The organism is Pseudomonas sp. 65/3-MNA-CIBAN-0223 (genome assembly GCF_040310425.1).
Taxonomy (GTDB): Bacteria; Pseudomonadota; Gammaproteobacteria; order Pseudomonadales; family Pseudomonadaceae; genus Aquipseudomonas; species Aquipseudomonas gregormendelii.
The window spans coordinates 85,844-109,287 of record NZ_JBEOPV010000002.1 but is presented as its reverse complement, the minus strand read 5'-3'; the positions used below and the strand labels follow the sequence as shown (position 1 = coordinate 109,287).

Sequence of the window (23,444 nt, the reverse complement as noted above, 5' to 3'; positions counted from 1 at the left end):
AATCAGGTAATCAGGCCTCAAAGGGGGCGTTGGCCATTTGTCGCAACATCTGTTCGTAGTACTCGACCGACTGTGAACCGGACACCAGGTGCCGACCGTTGAGCACCATGGCCGGCACCGAGTTGATGCCGTGCTGGCGGTAAAAACCTTCCAGCTCGCGCACTTCGCTGGCGAAAGCGCCGGAGGTCAGTACTTCACGTGCTCCGTCCTCATCCAGCCCGGCTTCCACCGCCAACCGCACCAGGCTTTGCTGATCGCTGGGGTTCTGGCCCTCGGCGAAGTAGGCGCGCAGCAGGATCTTCTTCAGCGCGATTTGCCGCCCTTGCTGCAAGGCCCACAACAGCAGGCGGTGTGCATCGAAGGTGTTGTAGAAGTGGCTGCGTTTCTCCAGGTCGAACTTGAAGCCGATGGCTTCGCCGCGAGCGATCTGCATGGCCTTGCCGGCGGCGACTTGCTCGGCGGTGCGGCCATATTTGCGCATCAGGTGCTCTACGGCTTTCTCGCCGGCTGCCGGCATGTCGGGGTTCAATTCGAAGGGTTTGTAGGTGAGCTGCACCGAGACTTCGTCCGCCACATTCGCGATCGCTTGCTCCAGCGCCGTGGCGCCCAGGGCGCACCAGGGGCACACCACGTCGGAGACAAAATCGACGGTGACCGAGGCGGTCATGACTTGCCCTCTTCTTCAGCCAGTTGTTTTCGGTACGCAGTGGTGGTCATGCCGGCGTAGCCCCAGTTATCGGTGTCGACTTCTTCGATCACGATGTGGGTCAGGTCCGGGCGTTTGTTGAGGACGCGTTCCAGGGTTTCAGTGATTTCGGCGATCACCTGAGCTTTCTGCTCTGGGGTAACGCCATCGCGGGTAATGCGAACGCTGACGAAAGGCATGAGGAATCTCCAGTGACCTGCCCTCGGAATGATGGGTAGGTGTTGGAGCTCAATGTAGGGAGTTGGGTGCAGGGGATAAAGATGGGGACGGGAACATCATTAGTTACGTCGGGTAATCAATCATATGGGTATCGGATACTTGTTTGAGTCCCCATGGGTCCCTGTCGCGATTTCGTCAAACCTGACATGGGCGAGACACAGCGTGCCTCAGGGGGCTTCAATCAAAACCCACAATCTAGGCCCTTCGCCGCTTGAAAATGGAATTATGGAAATTATGGCTGGCCAATAATTATTGCCCAGCCATAAAAATCACTAAAACCCGAGGCTGATTCCTGCCCCTGCAAACTGCCCTATGTCGCACATAACGCAATGAGCCCAGAACGTGTCGCAATTTTCCACTTTTTGCGACACGTTATTGGAACGTGTCGCCGCCGACGACATGTTCGCGACACGTGTTCTCGAAATACGATTTCAGCGACATGACATCCTGCGGACAAAAACCCACCGCCCAGAAATAAAAAAACCCCGAACCAGTCGGGGTTTTTTCATGTTCGAAAACTCAAATCCGCATCAGAAGATGTTGATCGGGTAATCCACGAACACACGCACTTCGTTGCCGCTGACGTTGTACTCGCTCGACTTCTGCGATACCCGCAGGATCGAGCTGCGCAGTTTTACGCTGAGGTCTTTGGCCGGGCCGCTTTGGACGACGTATTTGAACTGGTTGAAGATTTCGCGCTCGGTACCGCCTTCGCTGGTGGAAGTGGTGATGTTGTCGCCGCGCACGTAGGCGAAGTTGTAGCTCAGGCCTGGCACGCCGAAGGTGCCGAAGTCGAGGCCGTAGCCCAGCTGCCAGCTGCGTTCGTCTTCAGCGTTGAAGTCGGACCAGTAGGAGTTTGCCAGGTAGATGGTGTTGCCGCCGTCACCCACACGACCTTGGCCGCGCTGATAGCCGCCGTAGGCGTAGCCCAGGTTGCTGTCGCCGGTGCTGCGCTGGTGGGCGATGGTGAACGAGTGCGGGCCGGTGGCGAAAGTGGCCGCCAGGCTCCAGATCTTGTTGTCGTCGCCGGTGGCGCCGCTGTCACGGACGTAGGAGTCTTCCAGCTTGGTGCGATAGCCGTTGAAGTCCAGGGTCAGGGACTGATCCTTGTCGATCGGGAATACGTAGTTGGCGTTGAGGTACTGTTTCTTCAACACGTCTTCAACGTCGGAAGCGTAGACCGCTGCCTTGAACTGCTCGGTGAACTGGTAGCTGCCGCCCAATACGTTGATCGACTTCAGACCACCGCTGTCACGGCCTTCAGCGCTCTTGCGCGATTCGGCGGTGAAACGACCGGCGTTCAGCTCCAGGCCCTTGATCTCCTTGGAGGTGATCAGGGTGCCGGTGTAGCTTTCCGGCAGCAGGCGCGAGTTGTCATAGCTCAGTACCGGCAGGGCCGGCATCTGGTCGCCGTAGGTCAGCGTGGTGCTGGACAGCCGGAATTTGACCGCAGCGCCAGCCTTGGACAGGTCGTCAGCCGCAGCGCCGCTGTCGCCTTGTTTAAAGAAATCGATACCGCCAGCGCCGCTGCGGCCTTTGCCGCCGTCCAGGCGCAGTGCGTAGAGGCCGAAGGCGTCAACACCGACACCAACGGTGCCTTGGGTGAAGCCGGACGAGAAAGTGCCGATGGCCGCTTGGCCCCATTCGGCCTTGTCCGGGTTGCCGTCTTTGTAGTCACGGTTCATGTAGGCGTTGCGCAGCAGCACTTTGAGGCTGCTGTCTTCAACAAAACCCTTGGATTCGGCCTGGTCGTTAGCCATGGCCTGTGTAGCACTCAACATCCCCAGAGCGATCAGGCTGATACGCTTGTTCAACATTTTGTTCTTTTCCTTATAAGCGGTTAATACGCGCTGTGCCGAACGGCTGAAACGGCGCTGTTGCGCTCTTTTTTCAACGCAAAACAAAAAGGCCCGCCCACGAGAAATCGAGGCGGGCCTTTTATTATTTTGTCAGTCATGGCGGTTGGCCACAGGCGTTGGGGCGAATCCTAGCCGCGCCCTTAACGGTGTGTCAATTTGAAGAATCGTCTGTGAATAGGCGAAAAAAGTCTAAGGAATCATCAACGTAATGTTTCTGACATGATTAGTAACAATCGAACCAGGGAACTTTTCAGGAATAATTATCGAAAGTAAATAGCACGCATTATCATTCGCGCCGTTCAGCCACATCCCAAAAATTCTAAGGACGCGCCCTCCAAAATGCCTGCCCCTTTTCGCCTTGTGCCCTTCAGCTTGGGTCTCTCAGCTGTGCTTTCTGCCGGTTTTTCCTACGCCGCACCGACCACATTACCGGCGACTTCCATCAGCGCCGAAGCTGAGGCCGATGACCCGCGAGTGAAGGAAACCAGCACGGCGACCCGCACGGCGACACCGGTGCGTTACGTTCCCCAGGCCATCGACTCGGTGAAAACCGCGAACGTGATGGACTACGGCACCAACGACCTGGGCACGGCACTCAGTGGCGTTCCCAACGTCAGCAGTGGCGCCGACACCCGTTTTGATAGCCTGCGCATTCGCGGCTTCGACGCCAGCAACGACTTTTACCTCGACGGCATTCGTGACGACAGCCAGTACGTGCGCGACCTGCACAACATCGAGAAGATCGAAGTGCTCAAAGGCCCGGCAGCCGTGCTGTATGGCCGTGGTAGCCAGGGCGGCATCGTCAATCGGGTCAGCAAACAGCCAGAATTCGGCCGCCGCTCGACCATTGAAGCCCAAGGCGGCAGCGAAGACCTGCGCAGCCTGTACGCCGACCTGAGTACCGACCCGACCGATAACATCAGCCTGCGCCTGAACATGGGCAATATGGACGAAAACAGCTTCCGCGATGGCGTCAGCGGCAATCGCCAACTGTTTGCGCCATCGATGAGCTGGCAGCTGACCCCGGACCTCAACTGGCTGGTGCAGTACGAGTACAGCCGTTACAACCGCACCCCCGATCGTGGAGTGCCTGGGGTAAATGGCCGCCCGGCAGATGTAGGACGGGGTACCACCTACGGCAGCGATCACGATTTCATCGACGACAAGTCACAATCCCTGCGCTCCAAACTCAGCTACGAACTCAGCGATAACTGGCAGCTTCGCCATACCCTGGGCGTATTCAAGCTCAACAGTGATTTTGATAACACCTACCAGACCGGCTACACCCCGGCCACCCACCAGGTCACGCGCCAGCACTGGCAACAGGACCTGACCACCCGTAACGTTTTCAACAACGTCGAGCTGGAAGGTGGGTTCGACACCTTCGGCCTGGAACACCGGTTGCTCACCGGTATTGAAGTGGGCAGCCAGCGCCGTGATCCGACGCTGTACAACGCTGCTACGTCGGGGCCAGGCAGCTCACCGGTGCCGGCACTCGACCTGTTTAACCCCAACCGCGAGCTGCGCCATACCGGGCGCATGCAGGTGGCGAGCAACAACCACACCGAAGTCGAGAGCCGCGCGGTGTACGTGCAGGATCAGTTGCGCCTGAACGACCAATGGCAGGTGTTGGCCGGCCTGCGCTACGACACCTTCGATATCGAATCGACCAACCAGCTGCGCAATATTTCCGAAGACCGTGACAGCCACAGCACCAGCCCGCGTGTAGGCCTTGTCTGGACGCCGCTGCAGGATCATTCCTTCTATGCGTCCTGGTCCAAGACCTTCTCGCCGGTGGGCGGAGGTTTGATCGGCATCACGCCGGGCGCCACCGGTAACGGCAATGACCTGAGTCCAGAGCTGACCAAACAAAAGGAAATCGGCGTGAAGTCCGACTGGCTCGACGACCGGCTGAGCACCACCCTGGCGATCTACGAACTGGAACTCTACAACCGGCGCACCAGCGACCCGCTGGACCCGACCATCACTTTGCTCACCGGCAAGCAACGGTCCCGCGGCATCGAGCTGACCGGTACCGGCCGTATCACCGGCAACTGGTATGTGCGCGGTGGTGTGGGCATTCAGGATGCGACGGTGGAAAAGGACAACAACGGCTTTGAGGGCAAGCGCATCAGTGACGTGGCCAAGCGTAACGGCAGCCTGTTCGTGACCTGGAAACCGGAGATGGGTTGGTACGCGGAAACCGGTTTGACGCTGGTGGGTGATCGGTATGCCGATAACCTCAACACCGTGATGATGCCGGGCTATGGTCGGTGGGATGCATTGGCCGGGTTCCGGCAGAAGGATTGGGATCTGCGGGCGGCGTTGAACAATATTGCGGATAAGGAATATTACGAGTCAGCGACGAGTCAGTTTCAGATTCAGCCGGGTGCGCCGCGTAGCCTGGTTGTGACCGGAACCTACAGCTTCTGATCACCGCAAAACCTGTAGGAGTGAGCCTGCTCGCGATGAGGCCATGTCAATCGGCAGATGCTTTCTGACAGACCACTATCGCGAGCAGGCTCGCTCCCACACTTGATCTTCAGCGTTTAAAAAGCAAAAAAAAGCGCCGCCATCCCGGCAGCGCTTTTATCAATCCGTTGTTTTCTTCTTATCCTTCCATCACATCCCACAACGCTTCCAGTTCAGCTTCGCTGAATAAACCAGCGGGGTAGCGCTCGATCATCATCCGGCGCGGATCAGGTTCCCTGATCTGACGCGTTCCATTGGATTTCAACCAGTGCGCCAGGACCTGGAGCGATTCGTTGTTGACTGCCAGGGGATGCGACGCCTGCTCGCTCACTACATTGACTTCGGCGTTCATCTCCGCGCTCTCTCCCGGTGTATGAGCGGCTAACTTATCCAAGGTTTGTGACAGAACATCGCAGTTCTCCCCTCCTTGTTTAACCCCTTAACCGATACAAGAGCTGTGCCAATGTGTTGACGTTGTCGATAAGCGGACACAAAAAAGCCCGCAGTCCTGATGGACGGCGGGCCTCTCGTGTCAGTCAGTAGGAAAATCGTCGAGTTGAAATTTTTCCAGTCAACTCAATCTGTTACAACCCCACTCACTCGTTGTGCGGCGCCGGCTGCTGTTGGGTAAGGCAGTGAATATTGCCGCCGCCCAGTAACAACTCACGCCCCGGCACCATCACCACTTCGTGCTGGGGAAACAGGTTCTGCAGGATTTCCCGCGCCGGACCATCCAGCGGGTCGTCGAAACTTGGAGCGATGATGCCGCCGTTGACGATCAGGAAGTTCACGTAGGAACCCGCCAAGCGAACGCCAGGATTTCGTTCCTGGCTGCCGTCGACCGGATCCACGCCCGCACATTCTTCCTCGGTCGCGTACAGCGGCCCCGGAATCGGCATTTTGTGCACCGTGAATGGGCGCCCCTTGGCATCAGTGGCGCTTTCCAGCACTTTCATTGCGGCCTGGCAGCGCGGGTAGTTCGGGTCTTGCGGATCGTCGGTCCAGGCCAGCAGCACTTCACCCGGACGGATGTAGCAGCAGAAGTTATCCACATGACCATCGGTTTCGTCGTTGAACAAACCGTCCGGCAGCCAGATGATTTTATCCACAGCCAGGTTGGCGCTCAGCACCGCTTCGATGTCAGCGCGGTCCAGGTGTGGATTGCGGTTGCGATTGAGCAGGCACTCTTCGGTGGTGATGAGCGTGCCTTCGCCGTCGACGTGAATCGAGCCACCTTCGAGCACAAAACCTTCGGTGCGATAGCGCGGGCTGCGTTCGACCTCGAGGATCTTGCCGCCGACCTGCGAGTCGCGGTTCCACGGCGAATAGAGGCCGCCGTCGAAGCCGCCCCAGGCGTTGAAGTCCCAGTTCACGCCGCGAACTTCGCCACTGTTGTTGATCACGAAAGTAGGACCGGTGTCGCGGACCCAGGCGTCGTCGCTGGACATCTCGACGACCCGGATATTCGGCACGTCCAGGCGCGCACGGGCATTTTCATACTGGCCGGCGGAGACCGCCACGGTCACCGGTTCGAAACGCGCGATGGCCTTGGCTACTGCAACGTGGGCGGCTTGCGCCGGCTTGCCGCCCAGACGCCAGTTGTCCGGGCGCTCTGGCCAGATCATCCAGGTTTGGGTTTGTGGCGCCCACTCGGCCGGCATGTAGAAGCCATCGGCGCGGGGCGTGCTGTTTAAAGTGGTCATGACGATCAGGACTCCAGGGCACCGTCTAGGGTTTTGATAGCACCATACAGGTTGGGGCGGCGGTCACGGAAGGAGCCCCATGCACTGCGGGTATGTTCCAGCAGGTCCAGATCAAAGCTGTGGACCAATACGCCTTCTTCGGTTTGATTGAGTTCCTGCACCTTTTCGCCGAACTGGTTGGCGATAAACGACGAACCGTAGAAGGTGATGTCGTACCCGTCCTGCTCTTCATTGCCGATACGGTTACTGGCGATCAGCGGCATCAGGTTGGCGCCGGCATGGCCTTGTTGCACACGCTGCCAGTGGTCGCGGGACGAGATGGTCTTGTCGTGCGGCTCGCTCCCGATGGCGGTCGGGTAAAACAGGATTTCCGCGCCTTGCAGCGCCATGCTGCGGGCACACTCGGGGAACCACTGGTCCCAGCAGATGCCCACGCCGATTTTCGCGTAGCGGGTATTCCACACCTTGAAGCCGGTATCGCCCGGGTTGAAGTAATACTTTTCATGGTAACCGGGGCCGTCCGGGATGTGGCTTTTGCGATAAATCCCGAGGTTGCTGCCGTCTGCATCGATGATGGCGATGCTGTTGAAGCGTGCGCGGCCGGCCAGCTCGTAGAAGCTGATCGGCAGCACGACTTGCAGCTCCCTGGCGATTTTCTGGAAGTGCTTGATGGCGACGTTGTCTTCGACCGGGGTGGCCAGTTGCAGGTAATCGGCGTTGGGCTTCTGGCAGAAGTACGGTGCTTCGAACAACTCCTGGATCAGGATGATTTGCGCACCCTTGGCTGCAGCCTCGCGAACCAGCCTTTCAGCGGTCTCGAGGTTGGCCTCGAGGTCCCAGGAACAAGCCATCTGGGTGGCGGCGACGGTAACGATACGACTCATGAATCATCTCCTGGGCAAGCGGCTGGGGTCAGTGTGACGACGACCCATGACAGAAAGCGGAAGCCCAGGCGGAATTTCACCATGCCGAGGCAGTGGCGACTTTATAGCCGATAAAAATCGGCTTTCAAAGCGAATATTTTTATAAAAACGAATATATACGCTGAAAACACCGATAATAATCGATATCCCTGGACGACCCCACACCCGTAGGAGCTGCGTTGGAGCTGCGTAGGAGCTGTCGAGTGCAACGAGGCTGCGATCTTTTGATGTTGTATTTTTTAAGATCAAAAGATCGCAGCCTCGTTGCACTCGACAGCTCCTACACGCCCTCAACACAGTCCCAACACCCCCCCAACACAGCCCAACAGCGCAGTGGGCATCCGGTTCAAAGGCCCTCTGCAAGCACCTTCGAAAGCATATCCACGAAGAAATCCACACTCCGGCGCGACGTCACCATCGGCGGTTTGATTTTCAGCACGTTCAGGTAATCCCCCGTCGGCTGCATGAAAATCCCCAGCTCGCGCAGCCGATCACATAGTGCCGTGGTCTCCTGCGTCGCCGGCTCCAGGGTCTCGCGGTTACGGATCAGCTCCACCCCAAGATAAAATCCGGAACCGTGCACCGCGCCCACCAGCGGATGAATATCGATCAGGGCCTCAAGTCGCTCCTTGAAGTACCCGCCCACGACCTGAGCGTTGTCCCAGAGTTTTTCTTCCTCCATCACATCCAGCACCGCCATGCCGATCTGGCAGCTCACCGGACTGCCACCCGCCGACGAGAAGAAATAGCCCTCGGCCTCCAGCGCCTCGGCGATTTCCCGGCGAGTGATCACCGCGCCCAAGGGCTGGCCGTTGCCCATGCCCTTGGCCATGGTGATGATGTCCGGCACCACGCCCTGCTCCTCAAACCCCCAGAAAAAGTGGCCCATGCGACCGTAGCCGACCTGCACTTCATCGGCGATGCACACCCCACCCTGGGCGCGTACCAGGGCGTAGACCTGCTTCAAATAACCCGGCGGCAACGAGATTCCGCCCGCGTTGCCATAGACCGGTTCGCAAATGAACCCGGCAAGCTGGCGCTGCTGCCCGGCGATTTTCGCCAGGTGGTGCTCGACGCTGCGCACGTAATCGGGAGCACTGTCGGGGCCACGGAATTCGCCGCGATAGGTGTTCGGCGCCGTCACCGGATGCACCCAGTCCGGCCGGCTGCTCAAGGCCTGGGGGTTGTCGGCGATCGAGGTCGAAACGGCGTCCGCGCCCACCGTCCAGCCGTGATAAGCCTCCAGCACGCTGAGCATGTCGCGCCCGCCGCTGTAGGCCCAGGCCAGGCGAATGGCCAGGTCATTGGCCTCGCTGCCGCTGTTGACCAGGAACACCCGGTCCATGGAGTCCGGCGCCAGTTTGAGCAGTCGCTCGGAAAACTCGGCGACTGCCGCGTAGTTGAAACGCGAGTTGGTATTGAGCAGCGACCACTGGCGACTGGCGACCGCCGCCATGCGCGGATGGCCATGACCCAACACTGCAACGTTGTTGAGCATGTCGAGATAGGAGCGGCCCTGCATGTCGATCAGGTGATTGCGCCAGCCGCGCTCGATACGCGGCGGGTCGACGTAGTAGTGTTTTTGCGTACGGGCGAAACTGGCCTCGCGACGCACCAGCAGGGTCTGCGAATCCAGCTCCTGCTCCGCATCGCAGGCCAGCCCCAGCAGGCTTGCCGGCGACGGGCATAGCGCCTGCCAGGCGGCAGCGCGGGAAGGTGTGCAGAACAACGGCGCGTTTAGCGAAGCGCCGCGACACAGCTGCACCCGCAGCGGCCCGTTCACTGCACCCAGCACCTGGCCTTTGACCAGTGCCGCACCCGTGTGCAGCGACGGCTGGACGCCCCACAACCGCAGGCTCAATTGCGGGCCATCGAGTTGCAGCATGCCCGGTTCGGGCTCATGGACCATGCCGGCAAATGGCGACTCGACCGCCGTGCCCATGGGCACCCTTAATTCGACGTGCAGCGGGCAAGTGTCCGGCTCGCGAAACGAATCCGGCTGGGTGCGCGACAGGCGATATTGCCCGTAGCGGCTCGCCGCCAGCTCATGCACGGCGGCTGCCTCGTCCAGCAGACGCTGATCGACGCCTGGCTGCTCCCAGTTGCCGGCTTCGAAATGCGGGCTCAGGACGCCCAGGTCAATCAGGGCAAACTCCCGTCCGACCAGGCCCGGCAGCAGCGGGGCAAACCCTTCGCTGCCAATGCCCGGCAGGTGCTGACCGACGGCAGACAGGATCGCCGCCTCCATCAATTCCAACGGCACCGAAGTGGCCACGCGAAAGATTTCCCACTCGTGGGTCAGGTTGTCACGGCTGTAGGCATTGCCCGGATCGATGCTCACCTGCTGCTCGCCACTGAGCACCAGCACGGCGGCGCGGGCCACGATCAGCGGCCACAGCGCCAGGAGCTCTGCGTGCTCCAGTGGATTGACCGCGTGATACGCCTGCACCGCCGGCAGGATGTAAAACGGATCGCCACCGGCATGATGCAACAGCGCCGCGCAGGTCACCGACAGATCGGTGATGCGCCAGGTACGGATCAGGTCGCCGAAATCGATCACGCCCTGTAATTGCCACAGGCGATCAGCATCGCGTTGCCAGACTACGTTGTCGTCTGTGATGTCCATGTGAATGGCCTGCACCGGCAGCTTGTCCACCAGCGGTTGCAGATGCCGTTCGGCGCGTTCCGCTGCATCGGCGACTTGCCGGCGCTGCGTGTCATCCTTGATCACCGGCAGCAAGTGCGCAATCAGCGCATTGGCGTGACGGGCATCCCATTGCAGCGTGCGGGTCAGGCCGGGGTGATCAAAGTCGGCCAGCGCCAGGTCCATTTCGCCGCAGAGCCGCCCGAACCCGGCAACGACGGCACCGGGCAGGTGATCGAAGTCTGTCAGCGGCTGGCCGTCGATGTAACCCAGCAGCCGCACATGCACGGTCTGATCGGCCACTTGCAGGGTCAGCAGGTCCGCGCCGCTCCTGGCGCAAATAACCCGTGGCACTTGCACCCCGGCCTTTTCGGCCAGGTGCTTGAGGCCTGCATGCTGGGCTTGCAGCTCTTGCACGGCATAGTCGCCGCGGCAGATTTTCAGGACGAAGCGCCCCTGATCGCTGTCGACACGGTAATTAAGATCCTGCTGACTGCCCAGGGCCCGCAGCGTTGCGCTCAACCCGTAATGCTCTGCGAGCAGCCCAAGCGCAAGCTCGGCCGACACTTGTGGGCTGGGCAAACTGGCGCGATGAATCAACGTGGCGAGCGGCATACAACGACCCCTGAGAATTTGATCAGGCGCTTATATCGCCATTGCTTGGGGCGATACGCAACCCCCCACAATCACACACCCCTCGCGCCACCCGGCACTTTGCGCAAGAATGCCGACCATCAACGCGACAGGCGCTCGACCTCATGACCCCGACTCTCCCCCGCAGACCCCGCTGGCGCAGCCTCGCACTGCTCGCGCTATGCCTGGCGCCGTTGCTGTGGCCGCTGGAGCATCTGGCCGAACGCTATTACCGCAGCGAACTGGCCGGGCAGAACCGCCAGACACTTGACCTGTACGTCGCCAACCTGCTGGGCACCCTGCACCGTTATGAGGTGCTGCCGCAGATTCTCGGCGAGCTTCCAGCCCTGCGCGCCGTCCTGGGCGCGCCGGACGACGGCGTGAGCCAAGGCAACGCCAACCGCCTGCTGAAAAACATCAGCGCCCAGACCGGCGCCGAAGTCATGTATCTGATGGACACCACCGGCAAAACCCTGGCGGCGTCCAACTGGGACAAACACGACAGCTTCGTGGGGCGCAATTTTTCCTTCCGCCCCTACTTCAGCGAAGCCATGGCCGGTCGCCTTGGGCGCTTCTTCGGCCTGGGCACGACCTCGGCCAAGCGTGGCTATTTTTTTGCGGCGGCAGTTCGTCAAGGCGAAAAGATCATCGGCGTATTGGTGGTCAAGGTTGACCTCGACCATACCGAGAGCCTATGGGGCAACACCCCGGAACAGCTGTTGGCCACCGATCAGAATGGCGTGGTCATTCTCACCTCACGGCCGGAATGGCGCTTTCGTTCGACCCGCACCTTGAGCGAGGCGGAGAACCAGGCGATCACGGCGATCCAACCCTACCCCACTCGCGATCCCCAGCCGCTCAAGCTCAACCCCGATGCGTGGCTGACCCAGTCCCACCCGATCGACGAGACCGGCTGGACGGTGAACATCCTCGCACCGCGGACCCTGATCGACCGCCCGGTGCGCACGGTCGTTGCCATTGGCGGCGCCACCCTGCTGGTGTTGATGCTGCTGCTCGGCCTGATGATGCAGCGCCGCCGCCATTACCTGGAGCGAATCGCCTTCGAGGCCAAGGCCCGTCGCGAACTCGAAGGCCGGGTTGCCGAGCGCACCAGCGACCTTGAAGGCCTCAACCGGCGGCTCAAGGAGGAAGTGCTGGAACGCGAGCAGGCGCAGCAGGAATTGGTGCGCGCCCAGGATGACCTGGTGCAGGCCGGCAAGCTGTCGGCACTGGGGACGATGTCCGCCAGCATCAGTCATGAGTTGAATCAGCCGCTGGCGGCGATCCGCAGCTATGCGGAAAACGCCGAGGTGCTGCTCGATCACCAGCGCACCGACGATGCCCGTGGCAATCTCAAACTGATCAGTGAACTGACCGCGCGCATGGCGTCAATCATCGCCCACTTGCGCGCATTCGCCCGCCGCGATCGACATGCGCCGGAGAGTGTCGCCCTGCAACCGGCGCTGGACGACGCACTGGCCCTGCTCGCCAAGCGCCGGCGCAGCATGGAGGTCGAACTGATCCGCGATTTGCCGGCCGCCACCTTGTGGGTCGAAGCCGGCGAAACCCGCCTGCGCCAGGTGCTGGGCAATTTGCTGGCGAACGCCCTGGACGCTCTTACGGAAAAAGGCCCGCCGCGTAAACTGTGGCTGAGTGCCCAATCCACTGCCGAAGGCGTCAACCTGTACATTCGCGACAATGGCCCGGGTTTTTGCATGGAAGCCCTGGGCCGCGCCAGCGAACCTTTCTACACCACCAAGACCCGCACCCAGGGCCTGGGGTTAGGGCTGGCGATCTGCGAAACACTGATGCGCGCCTTCGGTGGTGAACTGTCGTTCTCCAACCACAAGGAAGGCGGCGCGCTGATTACCTTGAAATTGCGCGCAGGCGCACCGGGCGTGAGCCTGCAACCGTCCGAGGACCGAAGTGCATGACCATCGACAACCGCATCCAGGTCGTGCTGATCGACGACGATCCGCACTTGCGCCAGGCCCTGAGCCAGACGCTGGACCTTGCCGGCCTGAAGATCCTGCCGCTGGCCGAAGCCAAGGGCCTGGCTGCCCAGCTGGAGCGAGACTGGCCGGGCGTGGTGGTCAGCGATATTCGCATGCCGGGCATGGACGGTCTCGAACTGCTGACCGAACTGCATGCCCAGGACCCGGAGCTGCCGGTGTTGTTGATCACCGGCCATGGCGACGTACCGCTGGCGGTGCAAGCGATGCGCGCCGGGGCCTACGACTTCCTGGAAAAACCTTTTGCCAGTGATGCCCTGCTCGACAGCGTGCGCCGGGCGCTGGCCCTGCGCCGGTTGGTGCTGGATAACCGCAGCCTGCGCCTGGCACTGAGCGATCGCAACGAGCTGAGCGCCCGCCTGGTGGGACATTCAGCGCCAATGGCGCGCCTGCGCGAGCAGATCGGCGCCTTGGCGGCCACCCGGGCGGACGTGCTGATCCTTGGCGAAACCGGCGCCGGCAAGGAAGTTGTCGCCCGCGCGCTGCACGATCTGTCGAGTCGGCGCAACGGGCCATTCGTGGCAATCAATGCCGGCGCCCTGGCTGAATCGGTGGTGGAGAGTGAGCTGTTCGGGCACGAGCCCGGGGCTTTCACCGGGGCGCAGAAGCGCCGCATCGGCAAGTTCGAATTCGCCAACGGCGGCACGCTGTTTCTCGATGAAATCGAGAGCATGAGCCTGGATGTGCAGGTCAAACTGTTGCGCCTGCTGCAAGAGCGAGTGGTTGAGCGGCTTGGCGGCAACCAGCAGATCCCGCTGGACATCCGCGTCATCGCTGCAACCAAGGAAGACCTGCGCCAATCTGCCGACCAAGGCCGTTTTCGGGCCGACCTGTACTACCGCCTCAATGTAGCGCCGCTGCGCATCCCGCCTTTGCGCGAGCGCGGCGAAGATGCCCTGATGCTGTTCCAGCATTTCGCCAACGAGGCCAGCGCCCGCCACGGTCTGCCTCCCCACGAACTGCAACCGGGTCAACGCGCCCTGCTATTGCGCCACACCTGGCCAGGCAACGTACGGGAGCTGCAAAACGCCGCCGAGCGCTTCGCCCTGGGCCTGGAACTGGCCCTGGACAACAGCGCACCGGATGGCACATCCGGGGTCACGGCAGAGGTGATCAGTGGCGGGTTGAGCGAACAGGTGGAAAACTTCGAGAAGAGCCTGATCGCGGCCGAGCTCGCGCGCTCCCACAGCTCGGTCCGCAGCCTGGCGGAAGCACTGGGCATCCCGCGCAAAACCCTGCACGACAAACTACGCAAGCACGGGCTCAACTTTGCCGATGGTGGCGCCCACACCGCCACCGACGAACTCGACTGAGCTACCGTCCAATCACCGCCACCTACAAGAGAGCGTTCATGAACCTCGACAGTCGTCACCTGGAAAGCATCCTGCACCACGACATTCCCCTGACACGGGACATGGGCCTCAAGGTGCTCGACTGGCACGACCAGCAGTTACGCCTGCACCTGCCGCTGGAGGCCAACGTCAACCACAAGAGCACGATGTTTGGCGGCAGCCTGTATTGCGCCGCCGTACTGGCGGGTTGGGGCTGGTTGCACCTGCGGTTGCGCGAGGAAGGCATTGAAGACGGGCACATCGTGATTCAGGAAGGGCAAATCAGTTATCCGCTGCCGGTGACCATGGACGCGATTGCGATTTGCCAGGCGCCCGGTGCGGCGCAGTGGAAGAAATTTTTGGCGATGTACCGGCGGTATGGGCGGGCGAGATTGACCCTGCAATCGCGGATTGTGAATGCCGAAGGTGCCGAGGATGCGGTGACGTTTAGCGGGCAGTACGTTTTGCACCGTTAAGATCAAAAGATCGCAGCCAGGCTGCGATGTTTTCGATCGTTAACCCTGAGCCAGTTCCAACAACTGCTGTCGCCAGGACGCCTGGGCCGGCAGCGCCAGGAAAAACCCGTTCAACAACGATTCCCGCGCCGGGTAACTGAACGTTTTACCGCTCAACTCCAGCACCTCGCCCCCGGCACCTTCCAGCACTCCCTGGGCCGCCGCCGTGTCCCACTGCGAAGTCGGCGCCAGGCGCGGATAACAGTCCGCCGCGCCTTCGGCCAGCAGGCAAAACTTCAATGAGCTGCCGATGTTGGCCAACTCCAGCTCACCGAGACTCGCGCTCAAGCCTGCAAGCAAGCGCTCCTGCTCGGGGCTCGAATGCCGGCGGCTGGCGACTACGGTAAAAGGCTCACCTGCCGGCGGCACTTGGCGGACCTGAATAGGCAAAGGCTCGGCACCTTTATCCCCGCGCCATGCCCCCATGCCTGCGCCTCCGACATAAACGCGCCCATTGGTCGGCATCGATACCACCCCAAACACCACGCGGCCTTGCTCGATCAGGGCGATGTTGACGGTGAACTCCTCGCTGCCCGAGATGAATTCCTTGGTCCCGTCCAGCGGATCGACCAGCCACCAGCGCTGCCAGCCGGCGCGCACGCTTTGGGGGATGTTGGCGTCTTCTTCCGAGAGCACCGGGATGCTTGGGTCCAGAGCGGTCAGCCCGTCCAGAATCAGATGGTGAGCCGCCAGGTCAGCTGCTGTGACGGGCGAATCGTCGGCCTTGGCAGTCACGGCCGTGCCGGTGCGCCAGAACGGCAAAATGGCGTCGCCTGCCTGCAATGCCAGTTCGATCACGGGCGCCATCAGAGGATGTGGGAAATTCATGGCTGGTACACCCCACGCTGTGTCAGCAGATCCCGGGCCAGATAGAGCGCGGCCAACGCACGGCCTTCGGTGAATTGCGGGTTCTGCGCCAGCGCCGACAGCTCGCGCAGGTTGACCTTGCTTACGCCCATCGGCTCGGGCTCGTCGCCTTCCAGGCGTTCCTCGTACAAGTCCGTGGCCAGCACCACCTGGATCTTCTGGCTCATGTAGCCGGGCGACAAGGACAATTCGGTCAGGTGTTCCAGCTGCCGTGCGCCATACCCGGCTTCCTCCTTAAGCTCGCGCTCGGCCGCCGCCAGCACGTCTTCGCCGGGTTCGATCAACCCCTTGGGCAACGACATCTCGTACTCATCGGTGCCGCCGCAGTACTCCTCGACCAGCACCGCATGATCCGCGTCCAGCATCGCCACGATCATCACCGCGCCATAGCCGGCGCCCTTGCCGACCAGTCGCTCATAAGTGCGCTCGACGCCATTGGAAAAGCGCAACTTCAGCTCTTCGACGCAGAACAGGCGGCTGGTGGCGACGATCTCGCGAGCGAGGATGGTAGGTTTCTGGCGCATGAGCGGCTCCTGGGTGATAGCGAGTTACTATACCCGGCCTATCCTGAATGTTGACCCCGGATATCCTTTTTACCGCTGGAGAAGTTTTTTATGCCCCTGCTGCCCTGGCATGACATCGATACCGTTTTGCTGGACATGGACGGCACCTTGCTGGACCTGCATTTTGACAACCATTTCTGGCTGGAGCACCTGCCGCAACGCTATGCACAGCTGCATGGAGTCAGCCTGGCGATGGCCGAGATGGAGTTGCAGCCGCTGTTCGAACGCCACGCCGGACAGTTGCAGTGGTATTGCCTGGATTTCTGGAGCACCGAGCTGAAGTTGTCGGTTCGCGAGTTGAAACTGGAGACCGCGCACCTGATCGCCCTGCGCCCGGACGCGGACACGTTCCTGGCGGCGATTAAAAAAGCCGGCAAGCGGGTGGTGATGATCACCAACGCCCACCGCGATTCCCTGTCACTCAAGCTTGAACGGATTGAACTGGCGCCTTACTTCGAGCGGCTGATCAGCTCCCACGATTACGGCTATCCCAAGGAAAATCCGCAGTTCTGGGACGCCCTGCAAGCGGACATCGGCTTCGATCCGGCGCGTAGCCTGTTTATTGACGACACGCTGCCGATTTTGCGCAGTGCGCGGGACTTTGGCGTGGCACATCTGCTGGCGGTGCGGGAGCCGGACAGCCGCAAAGGGCCCAAGGACACGGAGGAATTTGCGGCGGTTGAGGACTATCGGCAGCTTGTTGCAGGGCTCTAGACCGAGTCGGCTGCATCGCGGGCAACAAGTAATGCTGCATTGTAGGAGCGAGCTTGCTCGCGAAAAACGTCAACGATAGCGCGTGAAGCCCTGGATGAACGCGGTATCCATGAGTTCTTCGCGAGCAAGCTCATTCCTGCAAAAGTCGCAACAGATGCAAGGCTTGCCCGCGATGGCAATCTCAAGTCTTATTCAGGAATCCGCAACGACTGCCCCGGATAGATCTTGTTCACATCCTTGAGCATCGGTTTGTTGGCTTCGAAAATCTTGTTGTACAAGTTGGCATTGCCATACACCCGCAGGGAAATCGCGCTCAGCGTATCGCCCTTCTCCACCACGACAAACTTCGCAGCCACCATCACTGGCCCGGTCACGGTAATCTGGTCTTCAACACCACTGACGCCCGCCACGTTGCCCAGGGACAACAGGATCTTTTCTTTCTCTTCCTGGGTGGCGGCTTCACCACTGGCGATCACCTTGTCGCCCTCGACCTTGACCTGGATCTTCGAAGTATCGATGCCCGTCAGCGCATCCTTGACGTGCTTGGTCAGCGCCTCGCTATTGGCTTCGGCCTTGTCCGGCGTCAGCGCATCGAGGATTTTTTCACCGGCTTCTTTGAGAAAACTGAAAAGGCTCATCGTGTGCTCTCCATGGTAATAAAAGGGTCCAGACGCAAAAGCCTAGACCAAGCTTGCACACTGCGGTTCCAACCCGACCAATGACGCCGCTTCCCGCCAGGGGCTAGAATCGGCGCCTTCCTGCGCCCTGGAGCGAAGATGGACATCAAGCAGCTGAAATTTCTCATCGCACTCGACGAAACGCGACATTTCGGCCAGGCCGCCGCGCGCTGCCACATCACTCAACCGACCTTGTCAATGCGTTTGCGCAGCCTTGAAGAAGAGCTCGAATTACCCCTGGTCAACCGCGGCCAACGCTTTGAAGGCTTTACCGCGCCGGGCGAGCGAGTGCTGGCGTGGGCGCGCACGGTGCTGGCGGCCTACGACGGGCTGCAAGCCGAGGCGGCTGCCTGTCGCGGCAATCTGGTCGGCACCCTGCGCCTGGGGGTGGTGCCGTTATCGAGTTTCGATCCATTGCCGTTGATGCAGCGCCTGCATGCGGAACACCCGAACCTGCGCTTCGAGTTGTCTGCATTGAGCTCCGAGCAAATTCTCGAACAACTGGCGAACAACCGCCTGGACCTCGGCGTGTCTTACCTGGAACGCCTCGACGGCGAGCGCTTCGACTCCCTGGCCTTCAGCGAAACCCGCATGGGCCTGCTTTACGATCAGCGCTTCTACAGTTTCAGCGAGGCGCCGCTGAGTTGGGAGTCGTTGATCGAATTACCGCTGGGCATGCTCACCAGCGGCATGCACTTTCGCCAATCCATCGACCATAATTTCCACAGTCGTGGCCTCAGTCCCCAGCCTCTGCTGCAGACCGACGCCGTGCATCAACTGTTACAAGCTGTGCACGGCGGCTTGTGTTGCGCCGTGATGCCGCTGGACGGCGGCCTGGAAAACCTCACCGACCACCTGCGCCTGCAACCCATTGAAAACGCCCAGACTCTCGCGCGCCTGGGGTTGATCATGCGGCGCAGCGCCCCTCGATCGGCACTGGCCGAGGCGTGTTTTGCGATTTATCAAAAATCATCCACGGACGCTTGATCGACGCCATCTATCGGCACATCAGTATTAGCGATTAGACGCGACCGTTTGACGCGCCTAGGCTTAAAGCTGATCAAACCGTGGTGATGCCATGAACGCCAAGCGCCCAGCCTGCGCGGCGCCTGCCCTCGAAACGCCCGCGCCCGCTGCGAGTCAGACTTACAGCTACAACAACCTTGATGCGTCCGGATCGGCCAATACCGAGCTGGCCGAGGAAGTTGCGCTGGCGATTGCCTACAACGGCATCAGCCAGGCCGTGATGCTGGTGACCCCAACCGACCTGGAAGACTTCATCGTCGGTTTCAGCCTCGGCAGCGGCATCATCAACGACCCCGCCGACATCTACGACCTGCAACTCAGCGGCTCCGGCTCGGCGCAGTACGCGCAAGTCACTATCGCCAACCGTGCATTCTGGAACCTCAAGCAGCAACGCCGGCAACTGGCCGGAACCAGCGGTTGCGGGTTGTGCGGAGTGGAAGCGGTCGAGCAGGCACTGCCAGACCTGAAAGTATTGCCCGGCGCGCCATTGCCTCCGATTGCCTGGCTCGACGGCTTGCGCCAGCGCATCGGTGCTTTCCAGCCCCTTGGCCAACACTGCGGAGCAGTACATGCCGCGGTGTTCATGAATGATCGGGGCGAGTTGTTGCTGGGTCGCGAAGATATCGGCCGGCATAACGCCCTCGACAAGCTGATTGGTGGCCTGATCCGCCAGGACATCCCGATTGGCGCGGGGCTGGCGATCGTCACCAGCCGCTGCAGCCTCGAACTGATCCAGAAAGTGTTGCGCGCAGGCATCCAGACCCTTGTCAGCCTGTCTTCGCCTACGGGCCTTGCTGTGCAATGGGCGCGCCGACACAACCTCAATCTCATCCACCTGCCGCAGAAAAGTGCGCCGCGGGTCTACAGCCCTGCGATGGAGAACCTCACGTGAGCCAACATCATCAAGCCGACCAGAAACCCGTCCCCCGCTACAAGCCCTACAAAGGCCCGGCCGGTGGCTGGGGCGCGCTGATCAGTGTGGCCCAGGCGTGGCTGACCAGCGACAACGCGCTGAAGAACCTGCGCATGATGCTCAAGACCAACCAGAACGGCGGCTTTGACTGCCCGGGTTGCGCCTGGGGCGACTCGCCGGAAAGCGGCATGGTGAAGTTCTGTGAGAACGGCGCCAAAGCCGTGAACTGGGAAGCGACCAAGCGCCGGGTGGATGCGGCCTTCTTCGCCAAACACAGCGTCAGCTCGCTGCTGGAGCAAAGTGACTACTGGCTGGAATATCAGGGCCGCCTGACCGAACCGATGAGCTACGACGCCGAGACCGATCGCTACAAGCCGATCACCTGGGAAGCCGCCTTCGCCCTGATCGGCAAACATCTGCAGGGCCTCTCGAGCCCGGATCAGGCCGAGTTCTACACTTCGGGGCGCGCCAGTAACGAAGCGGCCTACCTGTATCAATTGTTTGTGCGCGCCTATGGCACCAACAACTTCCCCGATTGTTCGAACATGTGCCACGAGGCCAGCGGCGTGGCGTTGGCGCAGAGTGTCGGCGTGGGTAAAGGCACGGTGACGTTCGACGATTTCGAACACGCTGATGCGATATTTGTCTGGGGCCAGAACCCCGGCACCAACCACCCCCGGATGCTGGAGCCGCTGCGTGAGGCGGTCAAGCGCGGCGCCCAGGTGGTGTGCGTCAACCCGTTGAAAGAGCGTGGGCTGGAACGCTTCCAGCATCCGCAGCACCCGATCGAAATGCTCACCAATGGCGACAAGCCGACCAATACCGCGTACTTCCGGCCGGCGCTCGGCGGCGACATGGCCTTGCTGCGCGGCATGGCCAAATTCCTGCTGCAATGGGAGCGCGACGCGCAGAAGACTGGCGGGCCCGCCGTGTTCGACCACGACTTCCTCAATGAGCACAGCGTCAATGTGCTGGAGTACATGGGCGCCATCGATGACACGCCATGGGAGCAGATCGTCGAGCAATCCGGCCTTGCCCTGGTGGAAATCGAGCAAGCGGCACGGATGTACGCCTCGGGCAAGAACGTGATCATGTGCTGGGCGATGGGGATTACCCAACACCGTCATTCCGTGCCGACGATTCAGGAAATCGCCAACCTGATGCTGCTGCGCGGCAACATCGGTCGCCCAGGCGCCGGCCTGTGTCCGGTGCGTGGCCATAGCAACGTGCAAGGCGACCGGACCATGGGCATCAACGAACGTCCGCCGGTGGCGTTCCTCGACTCCCTGGAACGTCGCTTCCAGTTCAAGGTGCCGCGCGAGAGCGGCCACAACGTGGTCGAGGCGATTCATGCAATGGCCGAGGGTCGCGCCAAGGTGTTCATCGGCCTGGGCGGCAACTTCGCCCAAGCCACGCCGGACAGCCCACGCACCTTCAAGGCGCTGAGCAGCTGCGACCTGACCGTGCAGATCAGCACCAAGCTCAACCGCAGCCATCTGGCCCACGGCAAGGACGCGCTGATCCTGCCGTGCCTGGGTCGCACCGATATCGATATCCAGACCGAAGGCCCGCAAGCGGTGACCGTTGAAGACTCGTTCAGCATGGTCCATGCCTCCAACGGCCAGTTGCAACCGCTGTCAAACCAGATGCGCTCGGAGCCGTCGATCATCGCCGGTATCGCCGCCGCTACCCTGGGCAGCCGGCCCGTGGACTGGAGCTGGCTGGTGGCCGACTACGACCGCATTCGCGACCTGATCGCCGATACCATTCCAGGTTTCAAGGACTTCAACGAGAAAGTGAAGAACCCAGGCGGTTTTTACCTGGGCAACAGCGCGGGCGTCCGCAAGTGGAATACGGCGTCGGGACGAGCCAGCTTCCGCCCCAATATCCTGCCCAAGGACCTGGTTCACGAACGGACGCGCGCCACGGGCGTGCTGCCGGATCTGATCATGCAGTCGATGCGTTCCCACGATCAGTACAACACCACGATCTACGGGCTCGATGACCGGTATCGCGGGGTCAAGGGGCAGCGCGACGTGCTGTTTGTCAACGAAGCCGACATCATCCGCCTGGGCTTCAAGCCTGGACAGAAGGCGGACATCGTTTCAATCTGGGACGATGGGCGTGAGCGCCGGGTGAAGGGTTTTACGTTGCTGGCGTTTGATATCCCGGCGGGACAGGCTGCCGCTTATTATCCGGAGGTGAATCCTCTGGTGCCGTTGGAAAGCACGGGGGATGGCAGCCACACGCCGACGTCGAAATTCGTGGCGATCCGGTTGGAAGCGGCAAGCGAAACCGGTTTGATCATGGCGAGGTCGGCGTAGGGTTGTTTCGGCCGATCCAGCGCCATCGCGGTCAAGCCTTGCTCCCACCGTATTGTGGTTCAGATGATTTTGCTGAGTGTAGGGCCTTGTGGGAGCAAGGCTTGCCCGCGATAGCGTCAGCCCGGGCAATTACCTTTCAATCGCCCACAAAAAAGGCCATTTCTGTGTGGAAACGGCCTGTCTGAAGTAGATAAAGACCAGCGAAAAAGCATTAAGTTCCGCCCAAAAAACAGTAACTTACGCAATTGTGTACAAGTCGTGTCACTCGTCGGATTTCGATTGTAACCAGTATCTCCCAGCCTCAGGATCGCGCCGTCATCCCCTTGAGATTCCTCTATGAAGTTCTCCTCGATTCTCTTGTTGTCCCTTGGCCTGGTCAGTGGCTTCGCTTCTGCCGGAGGCACCACCGAAGCAGGCGTGGGCGGCGCATTGGGCGGGGTTTTGGGCTCAGTCGTCGGTCAATCGTTAGGCGGCAATACTGGTTCAACCATTGGCGCGGCCCTGGGCGGCGCGGGTGGTAGTGCCGTCGGCGCAGACAAACGCAGCCGTGGCGAAGCCGCCATCGGTGGTGCGCTGGGCGCAGCCGGCGGTAACGTGGTCGGCCGCAGCATGGGCGGCACCACAGGCAGCCTGATCGGCTCCGCAGCGGGCGGTGGCGCCGGTGGCGCACTCGGCAACTACATGGGCAACAAGAGCGATGAGGACGATAATCGTCGCTCTTATCGCGGTGGCCGTGATGATCGTCGCTACTATCGCGATGACCATCGGGGTCGCGGTCATGCCTACGGCCACCGCAAGAACAAACATCGCTATCGCGACTGAGGCATCAATCGCCTCGGTTATCGGTAGATCGAAAAATCGCAGCCCAAGGGCTGCGATTTTTTTTGCCAGTCAAACCACCAATCGCTCCAGCGCCCCGCGTAACCCGCCAGGAATCGCCACCGGCTGATTCGACCCGCGATCGACGAACACATGCACAAAGCGCCCTGCTGCACAGGCCTCGTCTTCACCTGCCTTGAACACCGCCAGTTCGTATTGCACCGAACTGTTGCCCAGCTTGCCTACGCGCAGGCCGATTTCAATCCGGTCCGGGAACGCAATCGAGGCGAAATAATCGCAGGCCGAGCTCACGACAAAACCGACGACTTCGCCGTCATGGATATCCAGGCCGCCGACTTCAATCAGATAGGTGTTCACCGCCGTATCAAAGAAGCTGTAGTAGGTCACGTTGTTGACGTGGCCGTAGGCATCGTTGTCATGCCAGCGGGTGGTGATGGGCTGGAAATGCGGGTATTCGCAGCGTTGAGGCATTGGCGTCGTTTCCCTGGATTGAATTCCAATTC

General features: G+C 60.9%; 20 protein-coding genes. 9 read left to right on the top strand and 11 right to left on the bottom strand.

What is annotated here, in order from left to right; all coding sequences use genetic code 11:
* Positions 1 to 10 precede the first annotated feature (10 nt).
* The 3 genes from AAEZ09_RS02115 to AAEZ09_RS02105 form a co-directional block, all read right to left on the bottom strand.
* Positions 11 to 667 (bottom strand): DsbA family oxidoreductase, encoded by a 657-nt coding sequence (locus AAEZ09_RS02115; protein ID WP_350597922.1) that lies wholly within the window; start codon positions 665 to 667, stop codon positions 11 to 13.
* Positions 664 to 885 carry a tautomerase family protein gene (locus tag AAEZ09_RS02110; protein WP_045061344.1) on the bottom strand — a complete coding sequence of 74 codons (222 nt, stop codon included), beginning with the start codon at positions 883 to 885 and terminating at the stop codon, positions 664 to 666. Before AAEZ09_RS02110 ends, AAEZ09_RS02115 begins: the two co-directional genes overlap by 4 nt.
* Before the next feature lie 570 nt (positions 886 to 1,455).
* On the bottom strand, positions 1,456 to 2,742 hold the full coding sequence (locus AAEZ09_RS02105) for an OprD family porin (RefSeq protein WP_205893574.1): 1,287 nt from the start codon (positions 2,740 to 2,742) through the stop codon (positions 1,456 to 1,458).
* 381 nt (positions 2,743 to 3,123) lie between these two features.
* Between AAEZ09_RS02105 and AAEZ09_RS02100 the strand changes: the two genes are divergently transcribed.
* Positions 3,124 to 5,217 carry a TonB-dependent receptor gene (locus AAEZ09_RS02100; protein ID WP_350597919.1) on the top strand — a complete coding sequence of 698 codons (2,094 nt, stop codon included), beginning with the start codon at positions 3,124 to 3,126 and terminating at the stop codon, positions 5,215 to 5,217.
* A 178-nt stretch (positions 5,218 to 5,395) separates the two neighbouring features.
* Here the strand turns inward: AAEZ09_RS02100 and AAEZ09_RS02095 are convergent, their stop codons facing one another.
* The 4 genes from AAEZ09_RS02095 to AAEZ09_RS02080 form a co-directional block, all read right to left on the bottom strand.
* The gene (locus AAEZ09_RS02095; RefSeq protein WP_205893576.1) at positions 5,396 to 5,608 is read right to left on the bottom strand and encodes a hypothetical protein; all 213 of its coding nucleotides are present in this window, start codon (positions 5,606 to 5,608) and stop codon (positions 5,396 to 5,398) included.
* A 244-nt stretch (positions 5,609 to 5,852) separates the two neighbouring features.
* A complete protein-coding gene (aguA, locus tag AAEZ09_RS02090) occupies positions 5,853 to 6,959 on the bottom strand; it encodes an agmatine deiminase (protein ID WP_350597916.1) in 1,107 nt (368 codons plus the stop codon).
* Positions 6,960 to 6,964: 5 nt separating this feature from the next.
* On the bottom strand, positions 6,965 to 7,843 hold the full coding sequence (gene aguB, locus AAEZ09_RS02085) for an N-carbamoylputrescine amidase (RefSeq protein ID WP_122840734.1): 879 nt from the start codon (positions 7,841 to 7,843) through the stop codon (positions 6,965 to 6,967).
* 385 nt (positions 7,844 to 8,228) lie between these two features.
* On the bottom strand, positions 8,229 to 11,141 hold the full coding sequence (locus AAEZ09_RS02080; RefSeq protein WP_350597914.1) for an aminotransferase: 2,913 nt from the start codon (positions 11,139 to 11,141) through the stop codon (positions 8,229 to 8,231).
* Positions 11,142 to 11,284: 143 nt separating this feature from the next.
* Between AAEZ09_RS02080 and AAEZ09_RS02075 the strand changes: the two genes are divergently transcribed.
* From AAEZ09_RS02075 to AAEZ09_RS02065, 3 genes are read left to right on the top strand one after another with little or no spacing between them, the layout of a single operon-like run.
* A complete protein-coding gene (locus tag AAEZ09_RS02075) occupies positions 11,285 to 13,093 on the top strand; it encodes a sensor histidine kinase (RefSeq protein WP_350597911.1) in 1,809 nt (602 codons plus the stop codon).
* On the top strand, positions 13,090 to 14,484 hold the full coding sequence (locus AAEZ09_RS02070) for a sigma-54-dependent transcriptional regulator (RefSeq protein ID WP_350597909.1): 1,395 nt from the start codon (positions 13,090 to 13,092) through the stop codon (positions 14,482 to 14,484). The genes AAEZ09_RS02075 and AAEZ09_RS02070 overlap by 4 nt, the downstream gene beginning before the upstream one ends.
* A gap of 38 nt (positions 14,485 to 14,522) precedes the next feature.
* Positions 14,523 to 14,978 carry a YiiD C-terminal domain-containing protein gene (locus tag AAEZ09_RS02065; protein ID WP_045061335.1) on the top strand — a complete coding sequence of 152 codons (456 nt, stop codon included), beginning with the start codon at positions 14,523 to 14,525 and terminating at the stop codon, positions 14,976 to 14,978.
* 39 nt (positions 14,979 to 15,017) lie between these two features.
* On the opposite strand, the gene cysQ is transcribed toward AAEZ09_RS02065, so the two are convergent.
* Entirely contained in the window at positions 15,018 to 15,845 is an 828-nt protein-coding gene (gene cysQ / locus AAEZ09_RS02060; protein WP_350597907.1) for a 3'(2'),5'-bisphosphate nucleotidase CysQ, read from the bottom strand.
* Positions 15,842 to 16,408, bottom strand: coding sequence for an ADP compounds hydrolase NudE (nudE, locus tag AAEZ09_RS02055; protein WP_045061333.1), 567 nt, complete (start codon positions 16,406 to 16,408; stop codon positions 15,842 to 15,844). The genes cysQ and nudE overlap by 4 nt, the downstream gene beginning before the upstream one ends.
* Before the next feature lie 90 nt (positions 16,409 to 16,498).
* On the opposite strand from nudE, the gene yrfG reads away from it, so the two are divergent.
* Positions 16,499 to 17,161, top strand: coding sequence for a GMP/IMP nucleotidase (gene yrfG / locus AAEZ09_RS02050; protein ID WP_205893583.1), 663 nt, complete (start codon positions 16,499 to 16,501; stop codon positions 17,159 to 17,161).
* 188 nt (positions 17,162 to 17,349) lie between these two features.
* Here the strand turns inward: yrfG and lysM are convergent, their stop codons facing one another.
* Positions 17,350 to 17,799 (bottom strand): peptidoglycan-binding protein LysM, encoded by a 450-nt coding sequence (lysM, locus tag AAEZ09_RS02045; RefSeq protein ID WP_045061331.1) that lies wholly within the window; start codon positions 17,797 to 17,799, stop codon positions 17,350 to 17,352.
* A 138-nt stretch (positions 17,800 to 17,937) separates the two neighbouring features.
* Between lysM and AAEZ09_RS02040 the strand changes: the two genes are divergently transcribed.
* The 4 genes from AAEZ09_RS02040 to AAEZ09_RS02025 all read left to right on the top strand — a co-directional run bounded on the left by AAEZ09_RS02040 (position 17,938) and on the right by AAEZ09_RS02025 (position 22,923).
* Complete coding sequence (locus AAEZ09_RS02040; RefSeq protein WP_045061330.1) at positions 17,938 to 18,825, top strand: LysR family transcriptional regulator; 888 nt, start codon at positions 17,938 to 17,940, stop codon at positions 18,823 to 18,825.
* Between the two features lie 91 nt (positions 18,826 to 18,916).
* Complete coding sequence (gene fdhD, locus AAEZ09_RS02035; RefSeq protein WP_350597904.1) at positions 18,917 to 19,756, top strand: formate dehydrogenase accessory sulfurtransferase FdhD; 840 nt, start codon at positions 18,917 to 18,919, stop codon at positions 19,754 to 19,756.
* Complete coding sequence (locus AAEZ09_RS02030; protein WP_350597902.1) at positions 19,753 to 22,101, top strand: FdhF/YdeP family oxidoreductase; 2,349 nt, start codon at positions 19,753 to 19,755, stop codon at positions 22,099 to 22,101. Before fdhD ends, AAEZ09_RS02030 begins: the two co-directional genes overlap by 4 nt.
* Positions 22,102 to 22,437: 336 nt before the next feature.
* Complete coding sequence (locus AAEZ09_RS02025) at positions 22,438 to 22,923, top strand: glycine zipper domain-containing protein (protein ID WP_045061327.1); 486 nt, start codon at positions 22,438 to 22,440, stop codon at positions 22,921 to 22,923.
* Between the two features lie 69 nt (positions 22,924 to 22,992).
* Here AAEZ09_RS02025 and AAEZ09_RS02020 read toward each other — a convergent pair whose 3' ends face one another.
* The gene (locus tag AAEZ09_RS02020; RefSeq protein WP_045061326.1) at positions 22,993 to 23,412 is read right to left on the bottom strand and encodes an acyl-CoA thioesterase; all 420 of its coding nucleotides are present in this window, start codon (positions 23,410 to 23,412) and stop codon (positions 22,993 to 22,995) included.
* Between the last annotated feature and the right edge of the window lie 32 nt (positions 23,413 to 23,444).

Bases quoted from the DNA above. Each gene is read 5' to 3' on its own strand.
- AAEZ09_RS02080 (WP_350597914.1), bottom strand. From the start codon at position 11,141: ATGCCGCTCGCCACGTTGATTCATCGCGCCAGTTTGCCCAGCCCACAA.
- AAEZ09_RS02070 (WP_350597909.1), top strand. From the start codon at position 13,090: ATGACCATCGACAACCGCATCCAGGTCGTGCTGATCGACGACGATCCG.
- aguA (WP_350597916.1), bottom strand. From the start codon at position 6,959: ATGACCACTTTAAACAGCACGCCCCGCGCCGATGGCTTCTACATGCCG.
- AAEZ09_RS02020 (WP_045061326.1), bottom strand. From the start codon at position 23,412: ATGCCTCAACGCTGCGAATACCCGCATTTCCAGCCCATCACCACCCGC.
- lysM (WP_045061331.1), bottom strand. From the start codon at position 17,799: ATGAGCCTTTTCAGTTTTCTCAAAGAAGCCGGTGAAAAAATCCTCGAT.
- AAEZ09_RS02040 (WP_045061330.1), top strand. From the start codon at position 17,938: ATGGACATCAAGCAGCTGAAATTTCTCATCGCACTCGACGAAACGCGA.
- AAEZ09_RS02105 (WP_205893574.1), bottom strand. From the start codon at position 2,742: ATGTTGAACAAGCGTATCAGCCTGATCGCTCTGGGGATGTTGAGTGCT.
- aguB (WP_122840734.1), bottom strand. From the start codon at position 7,843: ATGAGTCGTATCGTTACCGTCGCCGCCACCCAGATGGCTTGTTCCTGG.
- AAEZ09_RS02110 (WP_045061344.1), bottom strand. From the start codon at position 885: ATGCCTTTCGTCAGCGTTCGCATTACCCGCGATGGCGTTACCCCAGAG.
- cysQ (WP_350597907.1), bottom strand. From the start codon at position 15,845: ATGAATTTCCCACATCCTCTGATGGCGCCCGTGATCGAACTGGCATTG.
- fdhD (WP_350597904.1), top strand. From the start codon at position 18,917: ATGAACGCCAAGCGCCCAGCCTGCGCGGCGCCTGCCCTCGAAACGCCC.
- AAEZ09_RS02025 (WP_045061327.1), top strand. From the start codon at position 22,438: ATGAAGTTCTCCTCGATTCTCTTGTTGTCCCTTGGCCTGGTCAGTGGC.
- nudE (WP_045061333.1), bottom strand. From the start codon at position 16,408: ATGCGCCAGAAACCTACCATCCTCGCTCGCGAGATCGTCGCCACCAGC.
- AAEZ09_RS02115 (WP_350597922.1), bottom strand. From the start codon at position 667: ATGACCGCCTCGGTCACCGTCGATTTTGTCTCCGACGTGGTGTGCCCC.
- yrfG (WP_205893583.1), top strand. From the start codon at position 16,499: ATGCCCCTGCTGCCCTGGCATGACATCGATACCGTTTTGCTGGACATG.
- AAEZ09_RS02065 (WP_045061335.1), top strand. From the start codon at position 14,523: ATGAACCTCGACAGTCGTCACCTGGAAAGCATCCTGCACCACGACATT.
- AAEZ09_RS02075 (WP_350597911.1), top strand. From the start codon at position 11,285: ATGACCCCGACTCTCCCCCGCAGACCCCGCTGGCGCAGCCTCGCACTG.
- AAEZ09_RS02100 (WP_350597919.1), top strand. From the start codon at position 3,124: ATGCCTGCCCCTTTTCGCCTTGTGCCCTTCAGCTTGGGTCTCTCAGCT.
- AAEZ09_RS02095 (WP_205893576.1), bottom strand. From the start codon at position 5,608: ATGAACGCCGAAGTCAATGTAGTGAGCGAGCAGGCGTCGCATCCCCTG.